The 20303-nt window shown below is 54.7% G+C and carries 20 protein-coding genes and 4 tRNA genes; 5 read left to right on the forward strand and 19 right to left on the reverse strand.

All coding sequences use genetic code 11. The annotated features are described in order from the left end of the window. Positions 1-144: 144 nt before the first annotated feature. From rpoB to ACYVGC_RS22325, 13 genes are all read right to left on the reverse strand, one after another. Complete coding sequence (gene rpoB, locus ACYVGC_RS22265; RefSeq protein ID WP_460586051.1) at positions 145-4011, reverse strand: DNA-directed RNA polymerase subunit beta; 3867 nt, start codon at positions 4009-4011, stop codon at positions 145-147. Between the two features lie 423 nt (positions 4012-4434). Continuing rightward, complete coding sequence (gene rplL, locus ACYVGC_RS22270; protein WP_460586052.1) at positions 4435-4809, reverse strand: ribosomal protein bL12; 375 nt, start codon at positions 4807-4809, stop codon at positions 4435-4437. Positions 4810-4871: 62 nt separating this feature from the next. Beyond that, positions 4872-5426: a 50S ribosomal protein L10 gene (rplJ, locus tag ACYVGC_RS22275; RefSeq protein WP_460586053.1), complete on the reverse strand. Its 555-nt coding sequence runs from the start codon at positions 5424-5426 to the stop codon at positions 4872-4874. Positions 5427-5441: 15 nt separating this feature from the next. Beyond that, a complete protein-coding gene (gene rplA / locus ACYVGC_RS22280) occupies positions 5442-6140 on the reverse strand; it encodes a 50S ribosomal protein L1 (protein ID WP_460586054.1) in 699 nt (232 codons plus the stop codon). Between the two features lie 20 nt (positions 6141-6160). Then, the gene (rplK, locus tag ACYVGC_RS22285; protein ID WP_068340394.1) at positions 6161-6604 is read right to left on the reverse strand and encodes a 50S ribosomal protein L11; all 444 of its coding nucleotides are present in this window, start codon (positions 6602-6604) and stop codon (positions 6161-6163) included. Positions 6605-6721: 117 nt separating this feature from the next. Continuing rightward, complete coding sequence (nusG, locus tag ACYVGC_RS22290; protein ID WP_173116087.1) at positions 6722-7279, reverse strand: transcription termination/antitermination protein NusG; 558 nt, start codon at positions 7277-7279, stop codon at positions 6722-6724. An 11-nt stretch (positions 7280-7290) separates the two neighbouring features. Next, positions 7291-7488, reverse strand: a complete 198-nt coding sequence (gene secE, locus ACYVGC_RS22295; protein ID WP_133656885.1) for a preprotein translocase subunit SecE — start codon at positions 7486-7488, stop codon at positions 7291-7293. A 51-nt stretch (positions 7489-7539) separates the two neighbouring features. Further along, positions 7540-7613: transfer RNA gene (locus ACYVGC_RS22300), tRNA-Trp, on the reverse strand. A gap of 157 nt (positions 7614-7770) precedes the next feature. Further along, positions 7771-8958: an elongation factor Tu gene (gene tuf, locus ACYVGC_RS22305; protein WP_382311658.1), complete on the reverse strand. Its 1188-nt coding sequence runs from the start codon at positions 8956-8958 to the stop codon at positions 7771-7773. A 167-nt stretch (positions 8959-9125) separates the two neighbouring features. Continuing rightward, positions 9126-9197 (reverse strand) — tRNA-Thr (locus ACYVGC_RS22310). A gap of 31 nt (positions 9198-9228) precedes the next feature. Next, positions 9229-9301, reverse strand: a tRNA-Gly gene (locus ACYVGC_RS22315). A 23-nt stretch (positions 9302-9324) separates the two neighbouring features. Continuing rightward, positions 9325-9404: transfer RNA gene (locus ACYVGC_RS22320), tRNA-Tyr, on the reverse strand. Between the two features lie 170 nt (positions 9405-9574). Continuing rightward, complete coding sequence (locus ACYVGC_RS22325; protein ID WP_460586055.1) at positions 9575-11995, reverse strand: M1 family aminopeptidase; 2421 nt, start codon at positions 11993-11995, stop codon at positions 9575-9577. Positions 11996-12242: 247 nt separating this feature from the next. On the opposite strand from ACYVGC_RS22325, the gene ACYVGC_RS22330 reads away from it, so the two are divergent. The 3 genes from ACYVGC_RS22330 (at position 12243) to frr (ending at position 14236) form a co-directional block, all read left to right on the forward strand. Continuing rightward, on the forward strand, positions 12243-12746 hold the full coding sequence (locus tag ACYVGC_RS22330) for an acyl-CoA carboxylase biotin carboxyl carrier protein subunit (RefSeq protein ID WP_460586056.1): 504 nt from the start codon (positions 12243-12245) through the stop codon (positions 12744-12746). Positions 12747-12785: 39 nt separating this feature from the next. Beyond that, a complete protein-coding gene (gene pyrH, locus ACYVGC_RS22335) occupies positions 12786-13574 on the forward strand; it encodes a UMP kinase (protein ID WP_460586057.1) in 789 nt (262 codons plus the stop codon). Between the two features lie 98 nt (positions 13575-13672). Beyond that, positions 13673-14236, forward strand: coding sequence for a ribosome recycling factor (gene frr / locus ACYVGC_RS22340; protein ID WP_283562720.1), 564 nt, complete (start codon positions 13673-13675; stop codon positions 14234-14236). Positions 14237-14314: 78 nt separating this feature from the next. On the opposite strand, the gene nadD is transcribed toward frr, so the two are convergent. From nadD to ACYVGC_RS22370, 6 genes are all read right to left on the reverse strand, one after another. Then, the gene (nadD, locus tag ACYVGC_RS22345) at positions 14315-14899 is read right to left on the reverse strand and encodes a nicotinate-nicotinamide nucleotide adenylyltransferase (protein ID WP_460586058.1); all 585 of its coding nucleotides are present in this window, start codon (positions 14897-14899) and stop codon (positions 14315-14317) included. Next, positions 14896-15486: a guanylate kinase gene (gene gmk / locus ACYVGC_RS22350; RefSeq protein WP_460586059.1), complete on the reverse strand. Its 591-nt coding sequence runs from the start codon at positions 15484-15486 to the stop codon at positions 14896-14898. The genes nadD and gmk overlap by 4 nt, the downstream gene beginning before the upstream one ends. Positions 15487-15498: 12 nt before the next feature. Beyond that, positions 15499-15795, reverse strand: coding sequence for a hypothetical protein (locus tag ACYVGC_RS22355; RefSeq protein WP_460586060.1), 297 nt, complete (start codon positions 15793-15795; stop codon positions 15499-15501). Between the two features lie 50 nt (positions 15796-15845). Next, entirely contained in the window at positions 15846-16496 is a 651-nt protein-coding gene (locus ACYVGC_RS22360; RefSeq protein ID WP_283562724.1) for a sigma-70 family RNA polymerase sigma factor, read from the reverse strand. Between the two features lie 159 nt (positions 16497-16655). After that, complete coding sequence (locus tag ACYVGC_RS22365; protein WP_460586061.1) at positions 16656-17720, reverse strand: glycosyltransferase family 9 protein; 1065 nt, start codon at positions 17718-17720, stop codon at positions 16656-16658. Further along, positions 17717-18487, reverse strand: a complete 771-nt coding sequence (locus ACYVGC_RS22370; protein ID WP_460586062.1) for a glycosyltransferase family 2 protein — start codon at positions 18485-18487, stop codon at positions 17717-17719. The genes ACYVGC_RS22365 and ACYVGC_RS22370 overlap by 4 nt, the downstream gene beginning before the upstream one ends. A gap of 176 nt (positions 18488-18663) precedes the next feature. On the opposite strand from ACYVGC_RS22370, the gene ACYVGC_RS22375 reads away from it, so the two are divergent. Both ACYVGC_RS22375 and ACYVGC_RS22380 read left to right on the forward strand, forming a co-directional pair. Continuing rightward, complete coding sequence (locus ACYVGC_RS22375) at positions 18664-19293, forward strand: hypothetical protein (protein ID WP_460586063.1); 630 nt, start codon at positions 18664-18666, stop codon at positions 19291-19293. Positions 19294-19354: 61 nt separating this feature from the next. Further along, positions 19355-20224, forward strand: coding sequence for an SDR family oxidoreductase (locus ACYVGC_RS22380; RefSeq protein ID WP_460586064.1), 870 nt, complete (start codon positions 19355-19357; stop codon positions 20222-20224). Positions 20225-20303: the final 79 nt, after the last annotated feature.

A 20303-nucleotide genomic window follows, 5' to 3' on the forward strand; every position in this document is an offset into this window, starting at 1 on the left:
TCTATAAACTATTAGCGGCCGGTTCCTTCACTGCCCTGACCTGTCTCGGGACAGCTGTTTCGTACCAATCACTTTTCAACTAAACTCTATAAAACTCACCAAGAGTTAGCCGCTAGCGCGACCAACTCTTAGTAAGCCACTCTACTACTCCAGCGTGATTTCCAGCGCCAGACCGCGCAGTTCGTGAATCAACACGTTGAACGACTCGGGGATATTCGGCTTGGGCAATACGTCGCCTTTTACAATGGCTTCGTACGCCTTAGCGCGGCCTACCACATCGTCCGACTTCACAGTCAGGATTTCTTGGAGCACGTTGGCGGCACCAAAGGCCTCCAGCGCCCATACTTCCATCTCACCGAAGCGCTGGCCACCAAACTGCGCCTTACCACCCAGCGGCTGCTGCGTAATGAGCGAGTACGGCCCAATGGAACGTGCGTGCATCTTGTCGTCAACTAAGTGGCCGAGTTTGAGCATGTAAATCACGCCCACGGTCACTGGCTGGTCGAAGCGGTCACCGCTCAGGCCATCGTACAGGTAAGCGCGACCCCAATCCGGCAGGTCAGCAGCCGTTAACTCGGCAGCCACTTCATCTTCGGTAGCACCGTCAAAAATAGGAGTCGCGTAAGTGCGACCCAATTTCAGACCAGCCCAACCGAGTACGGTCTCGTAAATCTGACCAATGTTCATCCGGCTTGGTACACCGAGCGGGTTCAGCACGATGTCCATCGGGGTGCCGTCAGGCAGGAAAGGCATGTCCTCATCGCGCACGATGCGGGCCACTACCCCCTTGTTACCGTGGCGACCAGCCATTTTATCACCTACCTTCAGCTTGCGCTTCTTGGCGATGTAAACTTTGGCTAGCTGCACGATGCCGGCGGGCAGTTCGTCGCCAACTTCTAACGTGAACCGCTCTCGCTTGAAACGAGCCGTGATGGTGTTGCGGCGCTTGGCGTAATTTTTTACCAAGCGGAGCAGCAACTCATTCACGCGATTGTCGGCCGTCCAGTGGTCGAGCTGCAAGTCCTTGAAGAGGTTCACCTCTTCTGGCACTGCGTAATTGCTCTCGTCACGGTAGGCGTTCTTGTCGGGGAACAACGCTTCGCTAATGTTCTTCCGGTTGAATTTCACGCCTTTCGTCAGCACGTCGTCGCCAAAGCGGTGCTTGATGCCTTGGCTCGTCTTGCCTTCTAGCAAGCCCACCAACTTATCAATCATAATCGCTTTCACGCCGCGCAGCTCACGAGCGTAGCCTTCCTTCAAGTCTTCTACCTCTTTCTTCGACTTGGCGCGAAGATTCTTGTCCTTCTTAGGCCGCGAGAAGAGCTTGGTACCGATAACCACACCCTGCAAGGAGGGCGGCGCTTTAAGCGAAGCATCCTTCACATCGCCGGCTTTGTCACCAAAGATGGCGCGGAGCAGCTTCTCCTCCGGGGTCGGGTCGGTCTCGCCCTTTGGCGTAATCTTACCGATGAGGATATCACCTTCTTTCACCTCCGCTCCGAGGCGGATGATGCCGTTATCATCGAGATTACGCACAGCTTCTTCGCTCACGTTCGGAATCTCAGAGGTCAACTCTTCTTCGCCGCGCTTCGTCTCGCGCACTTCCAACTCAAACTCTTCGATGTGAATCGAAGTGAAGATGTCCTCGCGCACCACACGCTCCGAGATGACGATGGCATCCTCGAAGTTGTAACCCTGCCAAGGCATGAAGGCTACCTGCATGTTGCGGCCTAGGGCCAGCTCACCTTTGTTCGTGCCGTAGCCTTCGCAAAGCACCTGTCCTTTAACCACCCGCTCGCCGTTTTTCACCAGCGGCGTGAGGTTGAGGCAAGTATCCTGGTTGGTGCGACGGAACTTAATGAGGCTGTATGACTTACGCTCAGCGTCGAAGCTTACCGCTACGTCATCCTCGCTCAAGTCATACCGAATAATAATGCGGTTGGCATCTACCGAATCAACTACGCCTTCGCCCTCAGCGATAATGAGCGAGCGCGAGTCGATGGCCGTGCGGCCCTCTAGACCAGTGCCCACAATCGGGGCCTCGGGGCGGAGCAGCGGCACTGCCTGGCGTTGCATGTTCGAGCCCATGAGTGCCCGGTTGGCATCATCGTGCTCCAAGAACGGAATCAGCGAAGCAGCTACCGATACAATCTGGTTCGGGGCCACGTCCATGTACGTGTATTCACCCGGCTCAACGACGGGGAAGTCACCTTCAAAACGACCTTTTACCAACGTCTGTGTCATCTGGCCATCGTTGTTTAACAACGAGTTAGCCTGCGCAATGTGGTGCGTATCTTCCTCTTCAGCAGTCAGGAACTTCACATTGGAAGTCATGTCTACCGTGCCGGCTTTCACATGGCGGTAAGGCGTCTCAATGAAACCCATCGAATTCACGCGAGCGTGCACGCACAGCGACGAAATCAGACCAATATTAGGGCCTTCCGGCGTTTCGATGGTGCAGAGACGACCGTAATGCGTGTAGTGAACGTCACGTACCTCAAAGCCAGCGCGCTCCCGCGATAGACCTCCTGGCCCGAGTGCCGATACGCGACGCTTATGCGTCACCTCAGCCAGCGGGTTGGTCTGATCCATGAACTGCGACAGTTGGTTGGTGCCGAAGAACGAGTTAATCACGCTCGAAAGCGTGCGGGCGTTAATCAGGTCAACCGGCTTGAAGTCCTCGTTGTCACGCACGTTCATGCGCTCCTTGATGGTACGCGCCATGCGGGCCAGACCCACGCCAAACTGGGCGTAAAGCTGCTCCCCTACCGTGCGCACGCGGCGATTGCTCAAGTGGTCAATGTCATCGACAATGGCCTTTGAATTAATCAAGCCAATCAAGTACTTCACAATCAGCACAATGTCCTGATTGGTCAGAACCCGCGACTGCTGCGCCATGTCAATTTGCAGCTTCTTATTAATCCGATAGCGGCCCACTTCCCCAAGGTCGTAGCGCTTGTCCGAAAAGAACAGCTTCTGGATAATGTCGCGAGCAGTCTCTTCGTCCGGAGCCTCCGTATTCCGGAGCTGACGGTAAATCTGCTCCACAGCTTCTTTCTCCGAGTTGGAGTTATCCTTCTGCAAGGTGTTATAAATGATTGCGAAATCCGCAATATTCACGTTCTCCTTGTGCAGAATCACCGACTTAGCGCCGGCCTCCACGATGGTGTCAATATCCTCCTCGTTGATGGTCGAGTCGCGCTCCAGGAGAACTTCGTTCCGGTCGATAGAAACTACCTCGCCGGTGTCCTCGTCCACAAAGTCTTCCGTCCAAGTGCGCAGCACGCGAGCGGCCAGCTTGCGGCCAACAGCCTTTTTGAGGCTCTTCTTGTCAGCCTTTACTTCTTCGCTCAAGCCGAACAGGTCCAGAATATCCTTATCCGTACCGTAGCCGATAGCACGCAGCAGCGTCGTAACCGGGAATTTCTTCTTCCGGTCGATGTACGCGTACATCACGTTGTTCACGTCCGTGGCAAACTCAATCCACGAACCCTTGAACGGAATAATACGAGCCGAATACAGCTTCGTACCATTGGTGTGCTTGCTTTGGGCAAAGAATACGCCCGGCGAGCGGTGTAGCTGCGATACAATAACGCGCTCGGCACCGTTAATAACGAACGAGCCTTTTTCCGTCATGTACGGAATATTGCCTAAGAATACTTCCTGCTCAATCGTCTGGAAGTCTTCGTTATCCTTGTCGTTGCAAATGAGCTGCAACTTTGCTTTCAGCGGCACTGCGTAGGTCAGGCCGCGGTCGATGCACTCGTCCACCGTGTATTTCGGTGGGTCAACGTGATAATCAATAAAGTTGAGCACAAAATTCTCGCGCGAGTCTGAAATCGGGAAGTTCTCGGCAAACACCTTGAACAGACCTTCATTCGTACGGCTTGCAGCAGCCGTCTCGAGCTGGAAAAACTCTTGGAACGACTGCACTTGCACATCCAGAAAGTCCGGGTACTCGATAACTTTCTTAATCTTGGCGAAGTTGATTCGCTCACTGGCGCCGGTCAAATGTTTGACCTCAGCGACCTCTAGTGCTTTCGGTGTTGCCAATTGGAAAGATTTTAAAATATGTACGCGTAAGCTACTCTTGTCACGCGAGTTAACCCGCTGTCATGCCGAGTTTATAAGACAACTTTTTACACCTGCACCTACGGTAAAAAGCCCCTGTATAAACTCAGCCGTTATGAGCGCAGGAAAGGACCTTACCACGTTGCTTGTCAAATGAGTCCGAAACTCTAACGACTTTTAACGTGATAAGGCCCTTCATTTTATGTTGCCTCATTCAGGATGACAGAAGAAGAAAACTGCTAGCGTAAGACAACCATAAACAACAGCTTCTGGTTGCAAAACCCGACTTATTCTCTACAAACAGGAAAAGACCTGGCAAGGTGCCAGGTCTAATCCGATGCGGGAACAAGCCCGTAGGCGAACCTACTTAACTTCTACTTCAGCACCAGCTTCTTCGAGCTGCTTCTTCAGGCCTTCGGCCTCATCTTTGGTTACACCTTCTTTCAGGGCCTTAGGGGCACCGTCAACCAGTTCTTTAGCCTCTTTCAGGCCCAGACCGGTCAGGTCTTTTACCAACTTAACTACGGCCAGCTTAGCGCCACCAGCAGCTTTCAGGATAACGTCAAACGTTGTCTTCTCCTCTGGGGCCTCAGCAGCAGCCGGACCAGCAGTGCCGGCGGGAGCAGCAGCAGCAGCCGGCTCGATGCCGTACTCATCCTTCAGGATACCTGCGAGTTCGTTTACTTCTTTAACGGTGAGGCTAACAAGCTGCTCAGCGAAGGCTTTCAAATCTGCCATTTCTGTAGATTGGTAAAAAAAGGTTGTGTTGAAAATTTAAAGTTGAAAAGGATGAGCAGCGGTTAGCCTGCAGCTTCTTCTTTTTCGGAAAGCGTTTTGAGGAGGCCAGCCAGAATGTTGCCGCCGCTCGACAGAGCAGAGATAACATTTTTGGCAGGCGATTGCAGCAAGCCGATAACCTCACCAATGAGTTCGTTCTTACCTTTGATGGTGCTCAGGGCTTCGAGCTGGTCAGCACCTACGTAGATGCCAGCAGCTACATAAGCACCTTTCAGCACGGGCTTTGGCGTAACGTTACGACCGTAAGCCTGCTGCTTATAGAAGTCCTTCAGCAGCTTAGCGGGAGCCGAGCCGCTCTCTTTCGAGAACAGTACGCCCGACTGGCCTACCAGTGCCGAATCCATCTCCGCCGTGTCGCCGCCGAGGGTATCGAGGGCTTTGCGGATGAAGGAGTTCTTGTAAACTTTGAATTCCAGCCCGCGGTTGAAGCAAAGGCGACGGAAATCGTTGATTTTCGCTACCGACATGCCTGAGGCATCGGCGATATAGAATGCGTTGTGCGACTGGAACTTCTCGCTCAACTCATCCACGAGGGCTTGTTTTTCTTCCCGATTCATGGCTGGTTGGTTATATTAGTTAGCGGAAGAAACCGTGCTGTCAACCGGCACGGCCGGCGACATGGTGCTGCTGAGCGTGATGCTCCGAATGTAGGTGCCTTTCGACGAAGAAGGCTTCAAACGACCAAGCGTCTGAATTACTTCCAAGGCGTTCTCTGCCAGCTTGCTGGGGTCGAACGAAACCTTACCTACCGAGCAGTGAATAATGCCGGTTTTGTCAACTTTGAAGTCGATTTTACCAGCTTTCACTTCCTGCACCGCCTTGGCTACGTCGGTCGTTACCGTACCCGACTTCGGGTTTGGCATTAGACCCCGCGGGCCAAGTACGCGACCCAAGCGACCAACCTTTGCCATTACCGAAGGCATGGTAATGATTACGTCGATGTCGGTCCAGCCTTTCTCGATTTTGGCGATGTAATCGTCCAAACCAACGAAATCGGCACCGGCTGCAGTAGCTTCGGCTTCTTTGTCGGCAGGCACGAGAGCCAAAACGCGAACGGTTTTGCCAGTGCCATGGGGCAGCGTGGCTACACCGCGCACCATTTGGTCGGCTTTGCGGGGGTCTACGCCGAGGCGAACGTCGATATCAACCGAGGCGTCGAACTTTGTGTAGGTAATGTCTTTCACCACTTGCGCGGCTTCGAGCAGGCTACGTACCTGCGTTAGGTCAAACTTGGCAAGGGCTTCCTTGCGCTTTTTGCTGATTGCTGCCATTGTGTATGTCCTCCGGTTAGTTATTCAGCAAAAGGCGAGTCGCCCTTCACGGTAATACCCATGCTGCGAGCCGTACCGGCTACTTGCTTCATGGCCGACTCCACTTTGAAAGCGTTCAAGTCGGGCATTTTGGTTTCGGCGATGGTACGCACCTGGTCCCATGTTACCGAGCCCACTTTGTTACGGTTAGGCTCTTTCGAACCGTTCTGCAGCTTAGCGGCATCCATCAGGAGAACCGGTACCGGAGGAGTTTTTATGACGAAGTCAAAAGACTTATCCGTGTACATCGTAATCAGGACGGGGCAGATTTGGCCAGCTTTATCCTGGGTGCGCGCATTAAACTGCTTGCAAAACTCCATGATATTCAAGCCTTTACTACCAAGCGCAGGTCCAATCGGCGGCGCGGGGTTCGCGGAGCCTCCCTTTACCTGAAGTTTCAGGTAACCTCTAATTTCTTTGGCCATTTGGTTTATAAAGCTGTGATTGGCGTGACGTAACTCGCGTCAACCTCAGTTCAGATAATACTCCTAAGTGGAAGCCCCGCCTGACCGGAGTGGATATCAGACGACGTATATTTTTAGCTACTCCTTCTCGACCTGCGTGTAGCTCAACTCTACGGGCTGAGCACGGCCGAAAATTTTCACGATAACGTTTAGTTTCTTACGCTCCTCAAATACTTCGTTGACGTTACCACTGAAACCGTTGAACGGACCATCGATAACCTTTACCAGTTCGCCAACCGTGAAAGGAGTTTCGATTTCAGCTGATTTCTCTTCGGCCTCATCAACTACCCCGAGCAAACGGTTAACCTCCGTTAGTGAAAGCGGAACTGGTTTGGCATTGGTCGTTTTGGTTTCTTTGTCGCCCAAGAAACCAATTACGCCCGGCGTCGAAGTGATGATGTTCTGAACCTCGCCATGCGTCAAATCCGAGTGGATGATGATGTAGCCAGGGTACAGGTTACGCTCACGAACGCGCTTCTTACCGTTGCGCATCTCGAAAACCTTCTCAATCGGAATCAGCACCTGAGGGAGAAGCTCCTGTAAGTTGTGCCGACCGATTTCGGTCTCCATGTAGGTTTTGGCTTTCTTTTCCTGGCCGCTCACCGAGCGCACCACGTACCATTTCAATTCACCCATTTCTTATTTACCTAGCGGGCGAAAGATTGATAAAATGCCTGGAGGGCAGTGTTGAAGCTCACATCCATCAGGCCAACTACGGCTGCGAAGACAAGCGAGCCAATCAGTACTAGCCCAGCGCTTTTTTGCAGCTCGGTAGTCGAGGGCCACGTTACGTTGTAACGCATTTCCTCGATGGTGTCGCGGAAATAGTTGTTCAGCTTAGCCATGATTGCAAAAAGCCCGTGAAGGCGTGAGATAAGGCGCCGGAGCGACTAAAGTGGCACGAGTGGAGAGATTCGAACTCCCATCAAAGGTTTTGGAGACCTCTATTCTACCCTTGAACTACACTCGTGGGTAACAAACCCGTCAGCACTATTTGCTTACGGGAGTGCAAAGGTAGTAAAACTTTGTTGGCTAGACAACATTTGATGAATAACTAGTTGAGTTTATCACAAAAAAACGCTTCCGATTACTCGGAAGCGTTTTCAAATTTAGCTGAGAAGCTAAAACTAGTCGAGGATTTCGGTTACCTGACCGGCACCTACCGTACGGCCACCCTCACGGATAGCGAAGCGGAGGCCTTTCTCCATTGCCACCTTGTTGATAAGCTCAACTGTGATGGTGATGTTGTCGCCGGGCATTACCATTTCAACGCCCTCGGGGAGGGTGATGATGCCGGTAACGTCAGTGGTACGCAGGTAGAACTGCGGACGGTAGTTGTTGAAGAAAGGAGTGTGGCGGCCGCCTTCCTCTTTCGAGAGTACGTACACCTCAGCCTTGAACTTCTGGTGGGGCTTCACCGAACCGGGCTTGCAGATAACCATGCCGCGACGGATGGCTTCTTTTTCAATACCACGAAGCAGCAGACCTACGTTGTCACCAGCTTCGCCACGGTCCAAGATTTTGCGGAACATTTCCACACCCGTTACCGTCGACTTCAAGCCTTCAGCACCCATGCCGAGGATGTCAACTTGCTCACCCGAGTTGATGATACCGCGCTCGATACGACCGGTGGCAACCGTGCCACGGCCCGTAATCGAGAACACGTCCTCAACAGGCATCAGGAAGGGCAGGTCAGTCAGACGAGCAGGAATCGGAATGAACGAATCAACGGCAGCCATCAGCTCGTTGATTTTGGGAACCCAGTTGGCATCGCCGTTCAGGCCGCCCAGAGCTGAACCCTGGATAACCGGAATGTTGTCGCCGTCGAAGTTGTAGAACGAAAGGAGTTCGCGGATTTCCATTTCCACAAGCTCAAGCAGCTCGGGGTCATCCACCATGTCCACTTTGTTCATGAACACCACCAACTGAGGAACACCTACCTGACGGGCGAGCAGGATGTGCTCACGGGTCTGGGGCATTGGGCCATCGGTAGCAGCTACCACGAGGATAGCACCGTCCATTTGGGCGGCACCCGTTACCATGTTCTTCACATAGTCGGCGTGGCCGGGGCAGTCAACGTGTGCGTAGTGACGGTTAACCGTCGAGTACTCTACGTGGGCAGTGTTGATGGTGATACCACGCTCTTTTTCCTCGGGGGCGTTGTCAATCGAGGAGAAGTCGCGCTTTTCAGCCAGGCCCTGGTTTGCCAGTACCATCGTGATGGCAGCGGTCAGGGTCGTCTTGCCGTGGTCAACGTGACCGATGGTGCCGATGTTTACGTGCGGCTTCGACCGGTCGAAATTTTCTTTAGCCATTGTAAAGAGTTGAGAAAAAAGAGGGAATTAATTGAAAAGCAGGTAGGCCTTATCGCAAGAAAAGCGAAACCCAGCGTGGGCCAATTCAGGCTTGAGTGCTGCGTATCGCTTTTTATGGCTGACCCGGCCCTAACCTATCCCAAAGATAGGTAGTTCCGTAATTGCTGAGCCATTTATGGGATTTGAACCCATGACCTCTTCCTTACCAAGGAAGTGCTCTACCACTGAGCTAAAACGGCTTAAAAGGTATTCTAAAAGATATAGGCAGTGAGCGGGAGACGAGGTTCGAACCCGCGACCTGCAGCTTGGAAGGCTGCCGCTCTACCAGCTGAGCTACTCCCGCAGTTGGCCTATTCTTTTCAAATGTGGGGGTAACAGGACTCGAACCTATGAACCCGAAGGAGGTGAGTTACAGTCACCCGCAATTGCCACTATGCGATACCCCCATTTGTTTGCCAATCCAGTCGTTTACCGTAATTGAGACGCAAAAGTACAGGTTTTTTGGGACAATGCAAGGGCCGACATAGAAAAAGTTGCGAAAACCCCACTTCTTTTTCCCGAAGCTGCTCCTACGACAGCTTCGATGACTTGCCTTAACATTAGCCTTTCAATTGGTTTACATCAAGTTATAATAGCTTTTGAGCCGCTCATCAGTTTCTTTGTTTTTAATATCGAGTAGCACGCCTTTTAGGTCAGGTTGACTCGGCGTAAGCGCCATCAGACCACGATAAGCACCCAAACGCACGAAGTACTGGGGGTGGGTACGTGCTAATTTTTCGAGTGTCTGCACGCCTTTTTCGCGCTCGATGACGGGCACCTGCACCATAAATGCGCCGAAAGCTTGGAGGTACGTATAGAGGTCGGTGTCGGTGAGGTCGGGCAGACGGCGCAGGAACCATGCATACTGCTCGATGCCGCCGCGCTGGGCGTAGTAGCTGGCAATAGCCACAAGCAGGCTGGAGCTAGGAGTATCTTCGAGCGCCGCTATCTGCGCCCGTGAGTTAGTAGCGGGTAACTTAGCTAGGGCATCGATGGCAGCGGCCTCGACTACGTAGGAACTATCGCGGAGGGCTGCCTGGTAGGTAGTCGTGTAGTTCTCGTTGGGGAAAGCCGCTAAGGTGACCAAAGCCTGGGCGCGCACTACACTGCTGGGGTCGGTGGTGGACAGGCGCTGCACTTCGGTACGCACGGCGCTCACGTTGGGGCCACGGTAGCCCCGCAGGTGGTCAAGCGTGGTGCGGCGCACGGCAAAAAAGCTATCGGACAAGGCATTGCGTAGCATACCGCTTACGGCAAAATCCGTGGTTTTATTTTGCAGTAAGTCGAGCGCTTCGTATTTCTGCAAGTAGTTCTGAGCGTGGTAGAACTGAAAGATTATCTCTTCCATGGTTCGCTCCTCATCCAATTGCGCTAGTAGTTGGCTTTCGCTGTCGAACTTAACCATGGTGGGCTTATCGGCGGCGAGGAAGGAGAATGTTTGGTCAGCCTTGGTAATGGTGATTTGATGGTTGGTCGGCTTTTCCTTCTGCCACACTGTGATAGTGACGGGCAGGCGAAACACCGGTTGAAACAGCGTATCCTGGGTTTGCTGCACATGCAGCAGAACCTGACCATTGCTGTACGTGTGCGATACCTTCAACTCGGGATGGCCGCGCTCCATAAACCACTGGTCGAAAAACCACTTCAGGTCTTCACCAGTCGTTTCTTCGAAAGCCGTACGTAAGTCGCTGATTTCGACAGCAGTATATTTATTCTTGTTCAGGTAGCGATTGAGCGCAGTGAAAAATGCCTCATCGCCTACATACTTACGCAGCATGTGTAGTACCCGGCCACCCTTCTCGTAGGAGTGGCGGTCGAACATGTCCTCCCGGTTAGCATAATGGTAGCGAATGAGGGGCTCGCGCTTCGATTCGGCTTCCTCCAAGTAGTGCGCTAGGTCTTGCTGCTGCACGAGGGCAGCGGCATCGACCCCGTACTTGTGCTCGGCCCACAGGTACTGCGAGTAATTGGCAAAACTCTCGTTGAGCGGCAGGTTACTCCATGATTCGCACGTGACGTAGTCGCCAAACCAATGGTGAAATAATTCGTGGGCGATAACGGACTCGGAGGTTTCGTAGGTGTTATCAAACAGCTCGCGGCGGGTAGCCTGGATGGCGGCTCCGTGCACCGTAGCGGTGGTATTTTCCATGGCACCGCTCACGTAGTCGCGCACGGCAATCTGGGAGTATTTTTCCCAGGGAAACTCTACGCCCAACCGTTTGGAGAAGAAGTCCAGCATTTCGGGCGTGCGGCCGAAAACAGCTTTCGCAGTGCTCCTGAACTTAGGCTCGACGTAGTAGTCGACGGCCTTGCCATGCCAGGTATCTGACACTACGGCGAAGTCGCCTACGGCCAGCATGGTGAGGTAAGGAGCGGCGGGTAAGCTTTGGCGCCACACGTCGGTACGTGAGCCGTCGGGGTTCTTTTTGGAGGTAATTAGCAGGCCATTGGAGAGGGTTTTGAACTGGTCCTCCACCGTCAGGCTGATTTCCTGGGTCATGCGCTGGTTGGGCTGGTCGACGGTTGGGAACCAGCAGGAGCTACTCTGCGTCTCGCCCTGCGTCCAGATTTGCCGGGGCTTGCCGGGCTCTTTGCCCACGGGATTGATGAAGTACAGCCCTTTGGCGGAAGTGATAGCTTCGCTGCCGCCAGCGGGTAGCTCATTGGGCCGGGCTACGTAGGTAATGCGCAACTGGTAAGGCTGTTCGCGCGCATAGGCATGGTCGAGGTTGACGGCTAGCTGGCGATTGTCGTACTTATAAGTGAGCGGCTTATTTCCCTTACCTTCTATCAGTTGTACTGATTTGATAATGAAGCCTTTGGCATCGAGAGCCGCCACCGTTTGCGGGTAAAAGTGCGAATGGAGCGTGAGCACCGCCGTACCCAGCAGATATTGGTGCGCATAGTCGAAGCGCACATCAAGCTTGGTATCGGTAACGTCGGTAAGTTGCGTAACGCTAGGTTGATAAGGAGTGGTGGGCGGCAGCCACGAAGGCACCGTAATGCCACTCGAAATGACTGGGGCAGTTGCAGTTACCTCTTTATTTTTTTTGCGGGCATCTTTTGCACCACTGCCACCCTGTTGCCCAAATGCGGCAAAACCGGCTAGGAAGACCAACAAAAACTGACCGGAAAACAAGTATTTCATGCGAGAGGCAGACTCAGGATAAGGCCAGCAAGTTCCGCATGAAATTAAGATTCGGCTTACCTTTAACCCCGTTTCGGTCAGCAGGGCCGGCTTCCTTATGCTACATATCAGTACTGGCCCAGCGCATAGCTGGGAGGTGGACTTCCGCGCCGCCGACTCCGTTATGCTCAATGGCCAGCCCTTTTTGTGGGACATAGTATCCTTGGGCGATGGCCGCTACCACGTGTTGCACCAAGGCAAATCGTACAGCGCAGAGCTACTGGAGGCCAACTATACCAACAAAGCTTTCGTGCTGAAAATCAACGGTCAGCGCGTGGAGCTTCAGGCCAAGGACCGGTTCGACCAGCTGCTCGATAAATTGGGTTTGAGCGATGCTTCTGTGAAGCCGGTAAACGAGCTGAAAGCGCCCATGCCGGGCCTCATTATCGACATCAGGGTGCAGCCGGGCCAAGCCGTGCAGAAGGGCGACCCGCTGCTGGTGCTGGAAGCCATGAAGATGGAAAACATTTTAAAAGCCCCGGCCGACGGCACCGTTGCCAGTATTGCCGTGGTGCTACGCGCCAACGTTACCAAGGGACAGGTGCTGGTGAAATTTGCCTAGTTGCCTTCTCTCCCACCCGCCTTTTTAGCTTTTACCATTTTGACTTACAAGCGAATTCTTCTCAAGCTCAGCGGCGAAGCGCTGATGGGCCAGCAGCAGTACGGCATCGATGCCGAGCGGCTCATGCAGTACGCCAGCGAAATAAAGGCCGTAGCGGCTACCGGAGTTGAAGTGGCCGTGGTGATTGGTGGTGGCAACATCTACCGCGGCGTACAGGCCGAGCAATTTGGCCTCGACCGCGTGCAGGGCGACTACATGGGCATGCTGGCCACCGTCATCAACTCGATGGCCTTGCAGAGCGCCCTCGAAAAGCTGGAAGTGCCCACGCGTTTACTTTCTGGCCTCACCATTCAGCGGGTGTGTGAGCCATACATCCGCCGCAGGGCCATGCGCCACCTCGAAAAAGGACGGGTAGTTATTTTTGGTGCCGGTATCGGCTCGCCTTACTTCACCACCGATTCGGCCGCTTCGCTGCGGGCCATCGAGATTGAGGCCGATGTGGTACTGAAAGGCACCCGCGTAGATGGCATTTACTCGGCCGACCCCGAGAAAGACCCCACGGCAGTGCGCTTTGCGCGCATCTCGTTTGACGAGGTGATGGAGAAAAACCTGAACGTGATGGACATGACGGCCTTTACGCTCTGCAAGGAGAATAACCTGCCCATTATCGTGTTCGATATGAATACCCCCGGTAATCTGGAGCGCCTCATTGCGGGCGAAAGCCTGGGCACGCTGGTAACCATGGATGGTAGCGCGGCTGGCACCGCTGGCGCACTCAAGCTGAGTGGCCTCCAGCCGCTAGTGGGCAACCAGCCCGAGCAAGCCTAAGCTAGTTGCCTAGCTAGCATTGAGCATCAGGGTGTTATCCTGAAATAGCTTCAGTGTTAGGCAGCATTCAATCTTTAAAATTCAACTTTTCTAACCTGATGGACGAGGAAATTCAATTTTACCTCAGCGATGCTGAGGAATCGATGGGCAAGGCAGTAGCCCACGTGGGCGTGGAAATGGGTCGCATTCGGGCGGGCAAAGCCTCGCCAGCGATGCTTGACGGCCTGCGTATCGACTACTACGGCACGCCTACCCCCATTGCGCAGATTGCTAATATCTCAGCCCCCGACCCCCGCTCGCTACTCATCAAGCCTTGGGAGAAGAACATGGTGAGCGAGGTAGCTAAAGCCATCAAAAACAGCGACTTGGGCCTAAATCCAATTGCCGATGCCGATGGCGTACGCCTCAACATCCCGCCTATGACGGAGGAACGCCGCCGCGACCTCGTGAAGCAAGCCAAAAACGAAGTCGAAAGCGGCAAAGTGCGCGTGCGCTCCATTCGCAAGGATGTGAACGAAGCCTTGCGCAAGCTGCAGAAGGACGGTGCCCCCGAAGATGCCGTGAAAGATGCCGAAGCTAAGGTGCAGAAATACACCGACGCCCACATTGTGGAAGTTGAAAAACTATTTAGCAAAAAGGAGTCGGAAATCATGACTATCTGATTTCCACAGTCTGCTACAAACGAAAAAACCCGATGCTTACATCGGGTTTTTTCGTTTGGTAATCCCAGTGAAGAAAGCTTACGTGGTCAGCGCTGCTTCTACGGCAGCCGGCACCAAGTAGCGGATAGACCGCCCCAGACGCAGGCTTTCGCGGATATACGTGGCCGAGATATCCAGCATGGGAGCTGGCATCACCTGCACGCGAGGAAAAGGCGCAAGGTCGGCCAGCGGAGTGCCGGGGCGCGGGTAAACGTAAATATCTACTTCGGCCAGTAAGCGGTCAGCGTGCTGCCAGCGGGGTAAGCCAGGCAGGTTATCGGCACCCATCAGCAGCACAAACTCGGTGTGCGGGTGGCGCTCGCGCAGGGCATCGAGCGTGGCAATGGTGTAGCTGGGGCGCGGCAGGCTTAGCTCCATATCTTCGGCACGAAGGCGTGGGTTACCCGCAATGGCTAGCTCGACCAATTGCAAGCGCTGTGCTTCGGGTAAAAGCACGTCACCCACTTTAAAAGGACTTTGGGGCGACACTACCAGCCAGACTCCGGCTAAATCGGTGCGCGTAGCAAAGTACTCAGCCAGAATGAGATGGCCGGTATGCACAGGATTAAAGGAGCCAAAAAGCAGCCCAATGCGATGAACTGCGGCGGGGCCGGCCGGCATCATACCGCTTCGCGAGTAGCGTCGGCCGTGATGAAGTCGCGTACTAGCTTCTCGGCGTGGGCTACAGCTTCTTCGAGGTCATCGTTGACGACGGTGACATCGTATTTATCCTCAAAAGCCAGTTCGAACGTGGCTTTGTACACCCGCGAAGAAATACTGGAAGTGGAGTCCGTAGCGCGGGCCGTCAGGCGTTCCGCCAGCGCCTCAATGGACGGCGGGCGCACGAAAATCGCCAGCGCCCGGTCCTTGTAGAACTCCTTGATGCTGAGGCCGCCCTTCACGTCAACGTCGAGGATGGCGTGCTTACCGGTGGCCCAGATGCGCTCTATTTCAGATTTGAGGGTACCATAGAAAGCACCCTCATAAACTTCTTCCCACTCAACAAATTCGTCGTGACGAATTTTATCCTGGAAATCGGCTACCGAAATGAAGTGATAGTCTTTACCATTGACCTCGGCGCGGCCGCGACGGTCGCGCGTGCAGGCCGAGATGGAGAAGCTCAGCTCGGGGAGTAATCCCATGAGCCGATGCACGATAGTCGTTTTACCCGCACCCGAAGGCGCTGAGAATACAATGATTTTGCCCTGCATAGGGCCGCAAAGCTAGGCCATTTCGGCTTGCAAACGCGCCATGATGGCGTGCGGCAAGGCCGATGGGGCACGGCGATGGCTTACTTTCTGCTTAAGAAAGCCAATAAAAAAGTTTTGCTTCTTGATGTCATCGAAGCAGGGCGAGCAGTCTTCGCCATGATGAATGAGGTAATCCTCATCTTCTTCCGTCAGGACCCGTCCTTCGAGAAGCTGGTCAAGTACAATGTTCACGCGGTCGCAGTCGGGGGCGTTAGCCAAAGAAGAGGTAACGGGGGCCGACAGATTGGTTGTAGTAAGAGTAGCTTCCATGAGCGAGCGGGAACAGGGTCTTAGCCTGGGGTTAAATGGTGAAGAAAAAATTAACTATGGTCGTCTTCGGGTTCGGCGGCATCAACGGCGGCTTGGATATCATCGTTCCCGTAACCCATGGAAGCGGCATATTTTTCGAGCTTGTCCTTGAGGAAATTGCGGGCCCGATGGAGGCGCGAGCGTACCGTACCAATGGGAATATCCAGCACCTTGGCCATCTCCTCATAGGTGAAACCTTCAAGGTCACACAGGATAATAACTGTCCGGAAATCAACGGGTAACGAGTTAAGCGCACTGGCTACTTCGTCGCCGATGAGGTCGCGCGTGGACTGCTGGCGCATGTCGGACGACGAGGCACCAGTGTCGGCATCGCCCTCTACTTCATCCGGATTATAATATCCTTCAACTTCGCTGTAATCAACCTTAGCGGGCTGCTTGCTTTTCTTCCGAAAATCGTTGATGAACGAGTTTTTCAGGATGCGGAAAAGCCAGGCCTTGGCGTTGGTGCCCGGCTCGAAATACTCAAAAAAGCGGTAGGCTTTCAAGTAGGTTTCCTGAACCAGGTCGTTGGCGTCGTCTTCGTCGAGCGTGAGCCGGTAGGCGAAGTTGTAGAGCGGGTCGAGCACAGGCATAAGCTCGGCCTGAAAGCGCCGGTCTTTTTCCTCTTTGCTCAGCTTCACCCGTTCGGGAGAGTCACTCATAATGGGGCAGATAGGGCAGGTAATAAAATCAGCAACTGGGCAAAAGTAAGGCCGGGCGGCAACGATTAAGTCAGTCTGCTACTGAATAGCAGTGCTTGCCAGAATGTTTGGCCACTCGATGAATAACTTCTGAACGCTACGTACGGTAGCAAGCGGTGGCTAGGTTGCCGCCAGCGGATGCCACTGGCCCACCCGCGCCGCCACGGTAGCCGCCGCAATGGCTTTTATACAGGTGCAGGCGGCGGGCTGGGTGCGGCAATCCTGGCAATCGGGCCGGTCGAACACCAGGTAATCGGCCTGCGGGCCCAGCGGTGCCCAGCGGCCAGGGTGCATGGGCCGGATGGGCGGATACAGCCCCAGCGCATGGCGGCCCAAGGCGGCAGCCAAGTGCAATGGCCCGGTGCTGCCGGCTACTAGCCCATCGGCAGCCGCAATAAAGGCAATAAACTCAGGAAGAGCTAGTTGACCGGTAAGGTCAGCCGTAATGCATTTTGCATATTCTCGAAACCAGTTGGCCACTGCCAGCTCGGCACCCTCGTCTAGGGTGCCGCTAATAAACACGCGGTGGCCGGCCGTATGTAAAAGCTGCGCCAGTTGGCCAAAATTGGTTAATCCCCACTCACGTGCGCTGCCCCGGCTGCGCGGGTGCAGGATAATGTTAAGCTGGCCCGGTTGGCGGGCTGCCAGCAGTGCTTGCAACTGTGGCGGTAGCGGTACGGTGGGCAGCAGATGCACCAGTGAAGCCACAGTAACTAAGTCGAGCTTTTTGGTGTAGCCAAGTGGTTTCAGCAACTCTAGGTTGAGCTGCGCCTCGTGCAAGGGCGAATGCCGGCGGCTGAGGGCCACCAGCCGGTTGCAGGTGAGCCAGTGAAACAGCCGGTTGCGGGTGCCAATACGAATGGGAATGCCAGCTTTTTGGGCCAGCCGCGCCAGCAGCCGGTTCGGGAAAACGTGGATGATAGCCGCGGCCGCGTAGCTGCGCATCTCGGCCAGCAAGAAGTTGGGGGATATTTTACCCATTGCTACCAGCGCGTCCAACTCCAGAAACTCATCTACCCACGGGCAAGCGGCGGCTACGGCGGCCGTGTAGGCACGGCCAATGAGCACCACCCGGCAGCCGGGGTAGCGCTGCTTGAGCCAGCCGCACACCGGCAACGTCATTACCACGTCGCCGATGGCATCGGTGCGCGAAACGAGAAAAGTCGGGCGGTTTTCCAGGCTCATGCGCGGGCGTTTTGGGTGCCGGTTCTCAGCTTCGCAAATTTTAGGAAGACCCCCGTGGCCGAGATGGCCGCAATGCTGAGCCCGGCAAAGCCGTCGAGGAAGCCTAAGCGAAATACGTAGCCATAGAGAAATTTCCAGAGCGGCTTGAGAATCAGTTGAAATAGGGTGACGCGCGTTTTGCCTTTCAGCGCCAGCTCCTGGGCCGTGATGCTGGTAAATCGATTCAACTGACTAACATGCTGCGCCACAGATGCATATGAGTAATGCAGCGCGTCGCCGGCGAGGGCTCCGGTAGTGTGGCCGGGCTGCACTTCGTAATACTCGTGCAGCAACAGGCCCTGCCAGCGGCCCAGGCGGCGGTCGTAGAGCCGCAGTTTGCGGTCGGGGTACCAGCCGCCGTGGCGCACCCAGGTACCGCAGTAGTTGGTGAGGCGAGCCAATGAGTAGGCGGCGTGCTGCCAGTTATTTTTCACCGCCAAAATATTCTGGCGTAGCTCGTCGGTGAGCACCTCGTCGGCATCGAGCTGAAGCACGTAGTTGTGACGGGCTTGGTCGGTAGCAAAGTTTTTTTGCTCCACGTAGCCCTCAAACGCATGTTGCACCACCCGCACCCCGTGCGCTTGGCAAATGGCCATTGTGCGGTCGGTCGAAAAGGAATCGACCACCAGCACCTCATCGGCTATGCTGCCGAGGCCCTGGAGGCAGCGGGCAATATTGGCTTCTTCATTGAAGGTAATAATGACGACGGAGAGCGGGGTGGTGGGCATGAGTAGTACAAAGCTAGCAGCCGGTGCGGGCGGGCTCGCTAGCTTCGCACATGAAAAAAATGCTACTCTGCAGCTGGCTGCTAGTGGCAGGCCTGGCTGCCTGCCCTAGCCGCGCCCAAACGTACCTGCCGAAAGATGACTGTGCCTTCGTGGCCACGAAGCAAAACTTCCATTTTGTGAGCGACGACCAGCCCCTGCGCAACACCGACTTCGACGGCATAACCGTACCAAAACAGACGCCCTCGGTAGTAGCTACGCCTCACCCGATTGAGGTGGCCGAGGCAACGCGCGCCTACATCGATGGCAATTACAGAGAGGCAGCCGCGCTTGTAGCCGGCAACGCCCAGTTGACGCCCGCCGACCCTAACGTGCTGTATTGCTATGCTCGCGCTCTGTATCATAATGAGGAAACTCGTGCGCAGAGCTACCCGGTTTATAAGCGCCTCATTGCCCTGCTAGACCGATACGGACGTGAAAACCCGCGCACCGTCACAGTATATCTGCCATTTTTGGAGGCATATTTCAAGCTAGCCACTTTGCAGCTCGATGCCCGGCAATGGGCAGCAGCCTCTTACAATCTTTCGCGGGCGGCGGCCGCGTTACAAACTATACCTGATGCAGCGGCCGAAAATGCGCTTCTACGTGAACAGATTTTGCAGTATCAAACCGAGTGCTTTGCTAATATACATCGGCCGGAGTTGTGTCGCTATTTTGGGCAGCGCACGCTTCGCTTTTTTCCGGCCAACCGCTACGTGAAGTCTTATTTGGCGACATTGCCTCGGCCAAAGCCGACGCAACGCCCTTGATTAAGCACTTATCATTCCGGGACGGGCTGCGTATAGCGGTGTTTCTCATTAGCCTTTTACTATGACTCCTCTTCAAGATAAAATCATCCTCGTCACCGGTGCTACCTCGGGCATTGGCGAAGTCACGGCCCGCGAGCTGGCGCGCCAGGGTGCTCACGTTGTGCTGCTGGCCCGCAACCGCGAAAAAGCGGAGCGTACGCAGCGCGAAATCATCGCTACTACCAATAACTCATTGGTAGACATCGTAATAGCCGACCTGTCGGTAATGCAGCAAGTGCGCGATGTGGCCGCGCAGCTGCACGACAAATATCCGCGCCTCGATGTGCTGGTAAATAACGCAGGCCTCATGTTTGGGGCCGAGCGCGAAGTATCGGCCGATGGCAATGAGATGACGCTGGCCACCAACCACCTGGGGCCTTTCTTACTTACCAGCCTGCTACTCGACTTGCTGCAAAAGAGCCCCGCTGCCCGCATCGTCAATGTGGCCTCCATGGCCTACAAGTTTTCCAAACCCACGCTCGACGACATCCAGTCGGAACGCAGTTACAGCCCCATGTGGGAGTACGGCACCTCGAAGCTCTGGAACATCATGTTCACGCAGGAGCTGGCGCGGCGGCTGCGCGCCCATGGCATTACCAACGTGACTACCAACTCGTTGCACCCCGGCGCGGTGGCTACTGGATACGGCCAGCAGTCGGGCGGCTGGCTTTCGGCGGTGCTGGCGCTGGGCCGGCCATTTATGCTATCGCCCGAGAAGGGTGCTGAAACCAGCATTTTCCTGGCTTCTGACCCCAGCGTAGCTAAGGTGAGCGGTGGCTATTACAGCAAGAAGAAGCCCGAGCCAGTGAAAAGCAGCTTCAACACACCCGCCAACAGCCAGCGCCTTTGGACCATGAGCGAGGAGCTGACGGGCACTAAGTTTCTGGATTAAGCACTTGTTGCGCGCTCTTGCTAAGTGGTGCTAAAAAGTAAAAACCTCGCCCGGCGCAATGCCAGGCGAGGTTTTTACT

Source organism: Hymenobacter arcticus (assembly GCF_054779975.1).

Bases quoted from the DNA above. Each gene is read 5' to 3' on its own strand.
- ACYVGC_RS22380 (WP_460586064.1), top strand. From the start codon at position 19,355: ATGACTCCTCTTCAAGATAAAATCATCCTCGTCACCGGTGCTACCTCG.
- ACYVGC_RS22330 (WP_460586056.1), top strand. From the start codon at position 12,243: ATGCTACATATCAGTACTGGCCCAGCGCATAGCTGGGAGGTGGACTTC.
- ACYVGC_RS22370 (WP_460586062.1), bottom strand. From the start codon at position 18,487: ATGCCCACCACCCCGCTCTCCGTCGTCATTATTACCTTCAATGAAGAA.
- ACYVGC_RS22355 (WP_460586060.1), bottom strand. From the start codon at position 15,795: ATGGAAGCTACTCTTACTACAACCAATCTGTCGGCCCCCGTTACCTCT.
- frr (WP_283562720.1), top strand. From the start codon at position 13,673: ATGGACGAGGAAATTCAATTTTACCTCAGCGATGCTGAGGAATCGATG.
- tuf (WP_382311658.1), bottom strand. From the start codon at position 8,958: ATGGCTAAAGAAAATTTCGACCGGTCGAAGCCGCACGTAAACATCGGC.
- secE (WP_133656885.1), bottom strand. From the start codon at position 7,488: ATGGCTAAGCTGAACAACTATTTCCGCGACACCATCGAGGAAATGCGT.
- rplL (WP_460586052.1), bottom strand. From the start codon at position 4,809: ATGGCAGATTTGAAAGCCTTCGCTGAGCAGCTTGTTAGCCTCACCGTT.
- nusG (WP_173116087.1), bottom strand. From the start codon at position 7,279: ATGGGTGAATTGAAATGGTACGTGGTGCGCTCGGTGAGCGGCCAGGAA.
- rplA (WP_460586054.1), bottom strand. From the start codon at position 6,140: ATGGCAGCAATCAGCAAAAAGCGCAAGGAAGCCCTTGCCAAGTTTGAC.
- rplK (WP_068340394.1), bottom strand. From the start codon at position 6,604: ATGGCCAAAGAAATTAGAGGTTACCTGAAACTTCAGGTAAAGGGAGGC.
- gmk (WP_460586059.1), bottom strand. From the start codon at position 15,486: ATGCAGGGCAAAATCATTGTATTCTCAGCGCCTTCGGGTGCGGGTAAA.
- rplJ (WP_460586053.1), bottom strand. From the start codon at position 5,426: ATGAATCGGGAAGAAAAACAAGCCCTCGTGGATGAGTTGAGCGAGAAG.
- ACYVGC_RS22365 (WP_460586061.1), bottom strand. From the start codon at position 17,720: ATGAGCCTGGAAAACCGCCCGACTTTTCTCGTTTCGCGCACCGATGCC.
- ACYVGC_RS22360 (WP_283562724.1), bottom strand. From the start codon at position 16,496: ATGAGTGACTCTCCCGAACGGGTGAAGCTGAGCAAAGAGGAAAAAGAC.
- nadD (WP_460586058.1), bottom strand. From the start codon at position 14,899: ATGATGCCGGCCGGCCCCGCCGCAGTTCATCGCATTGGGCTGCTTTTT.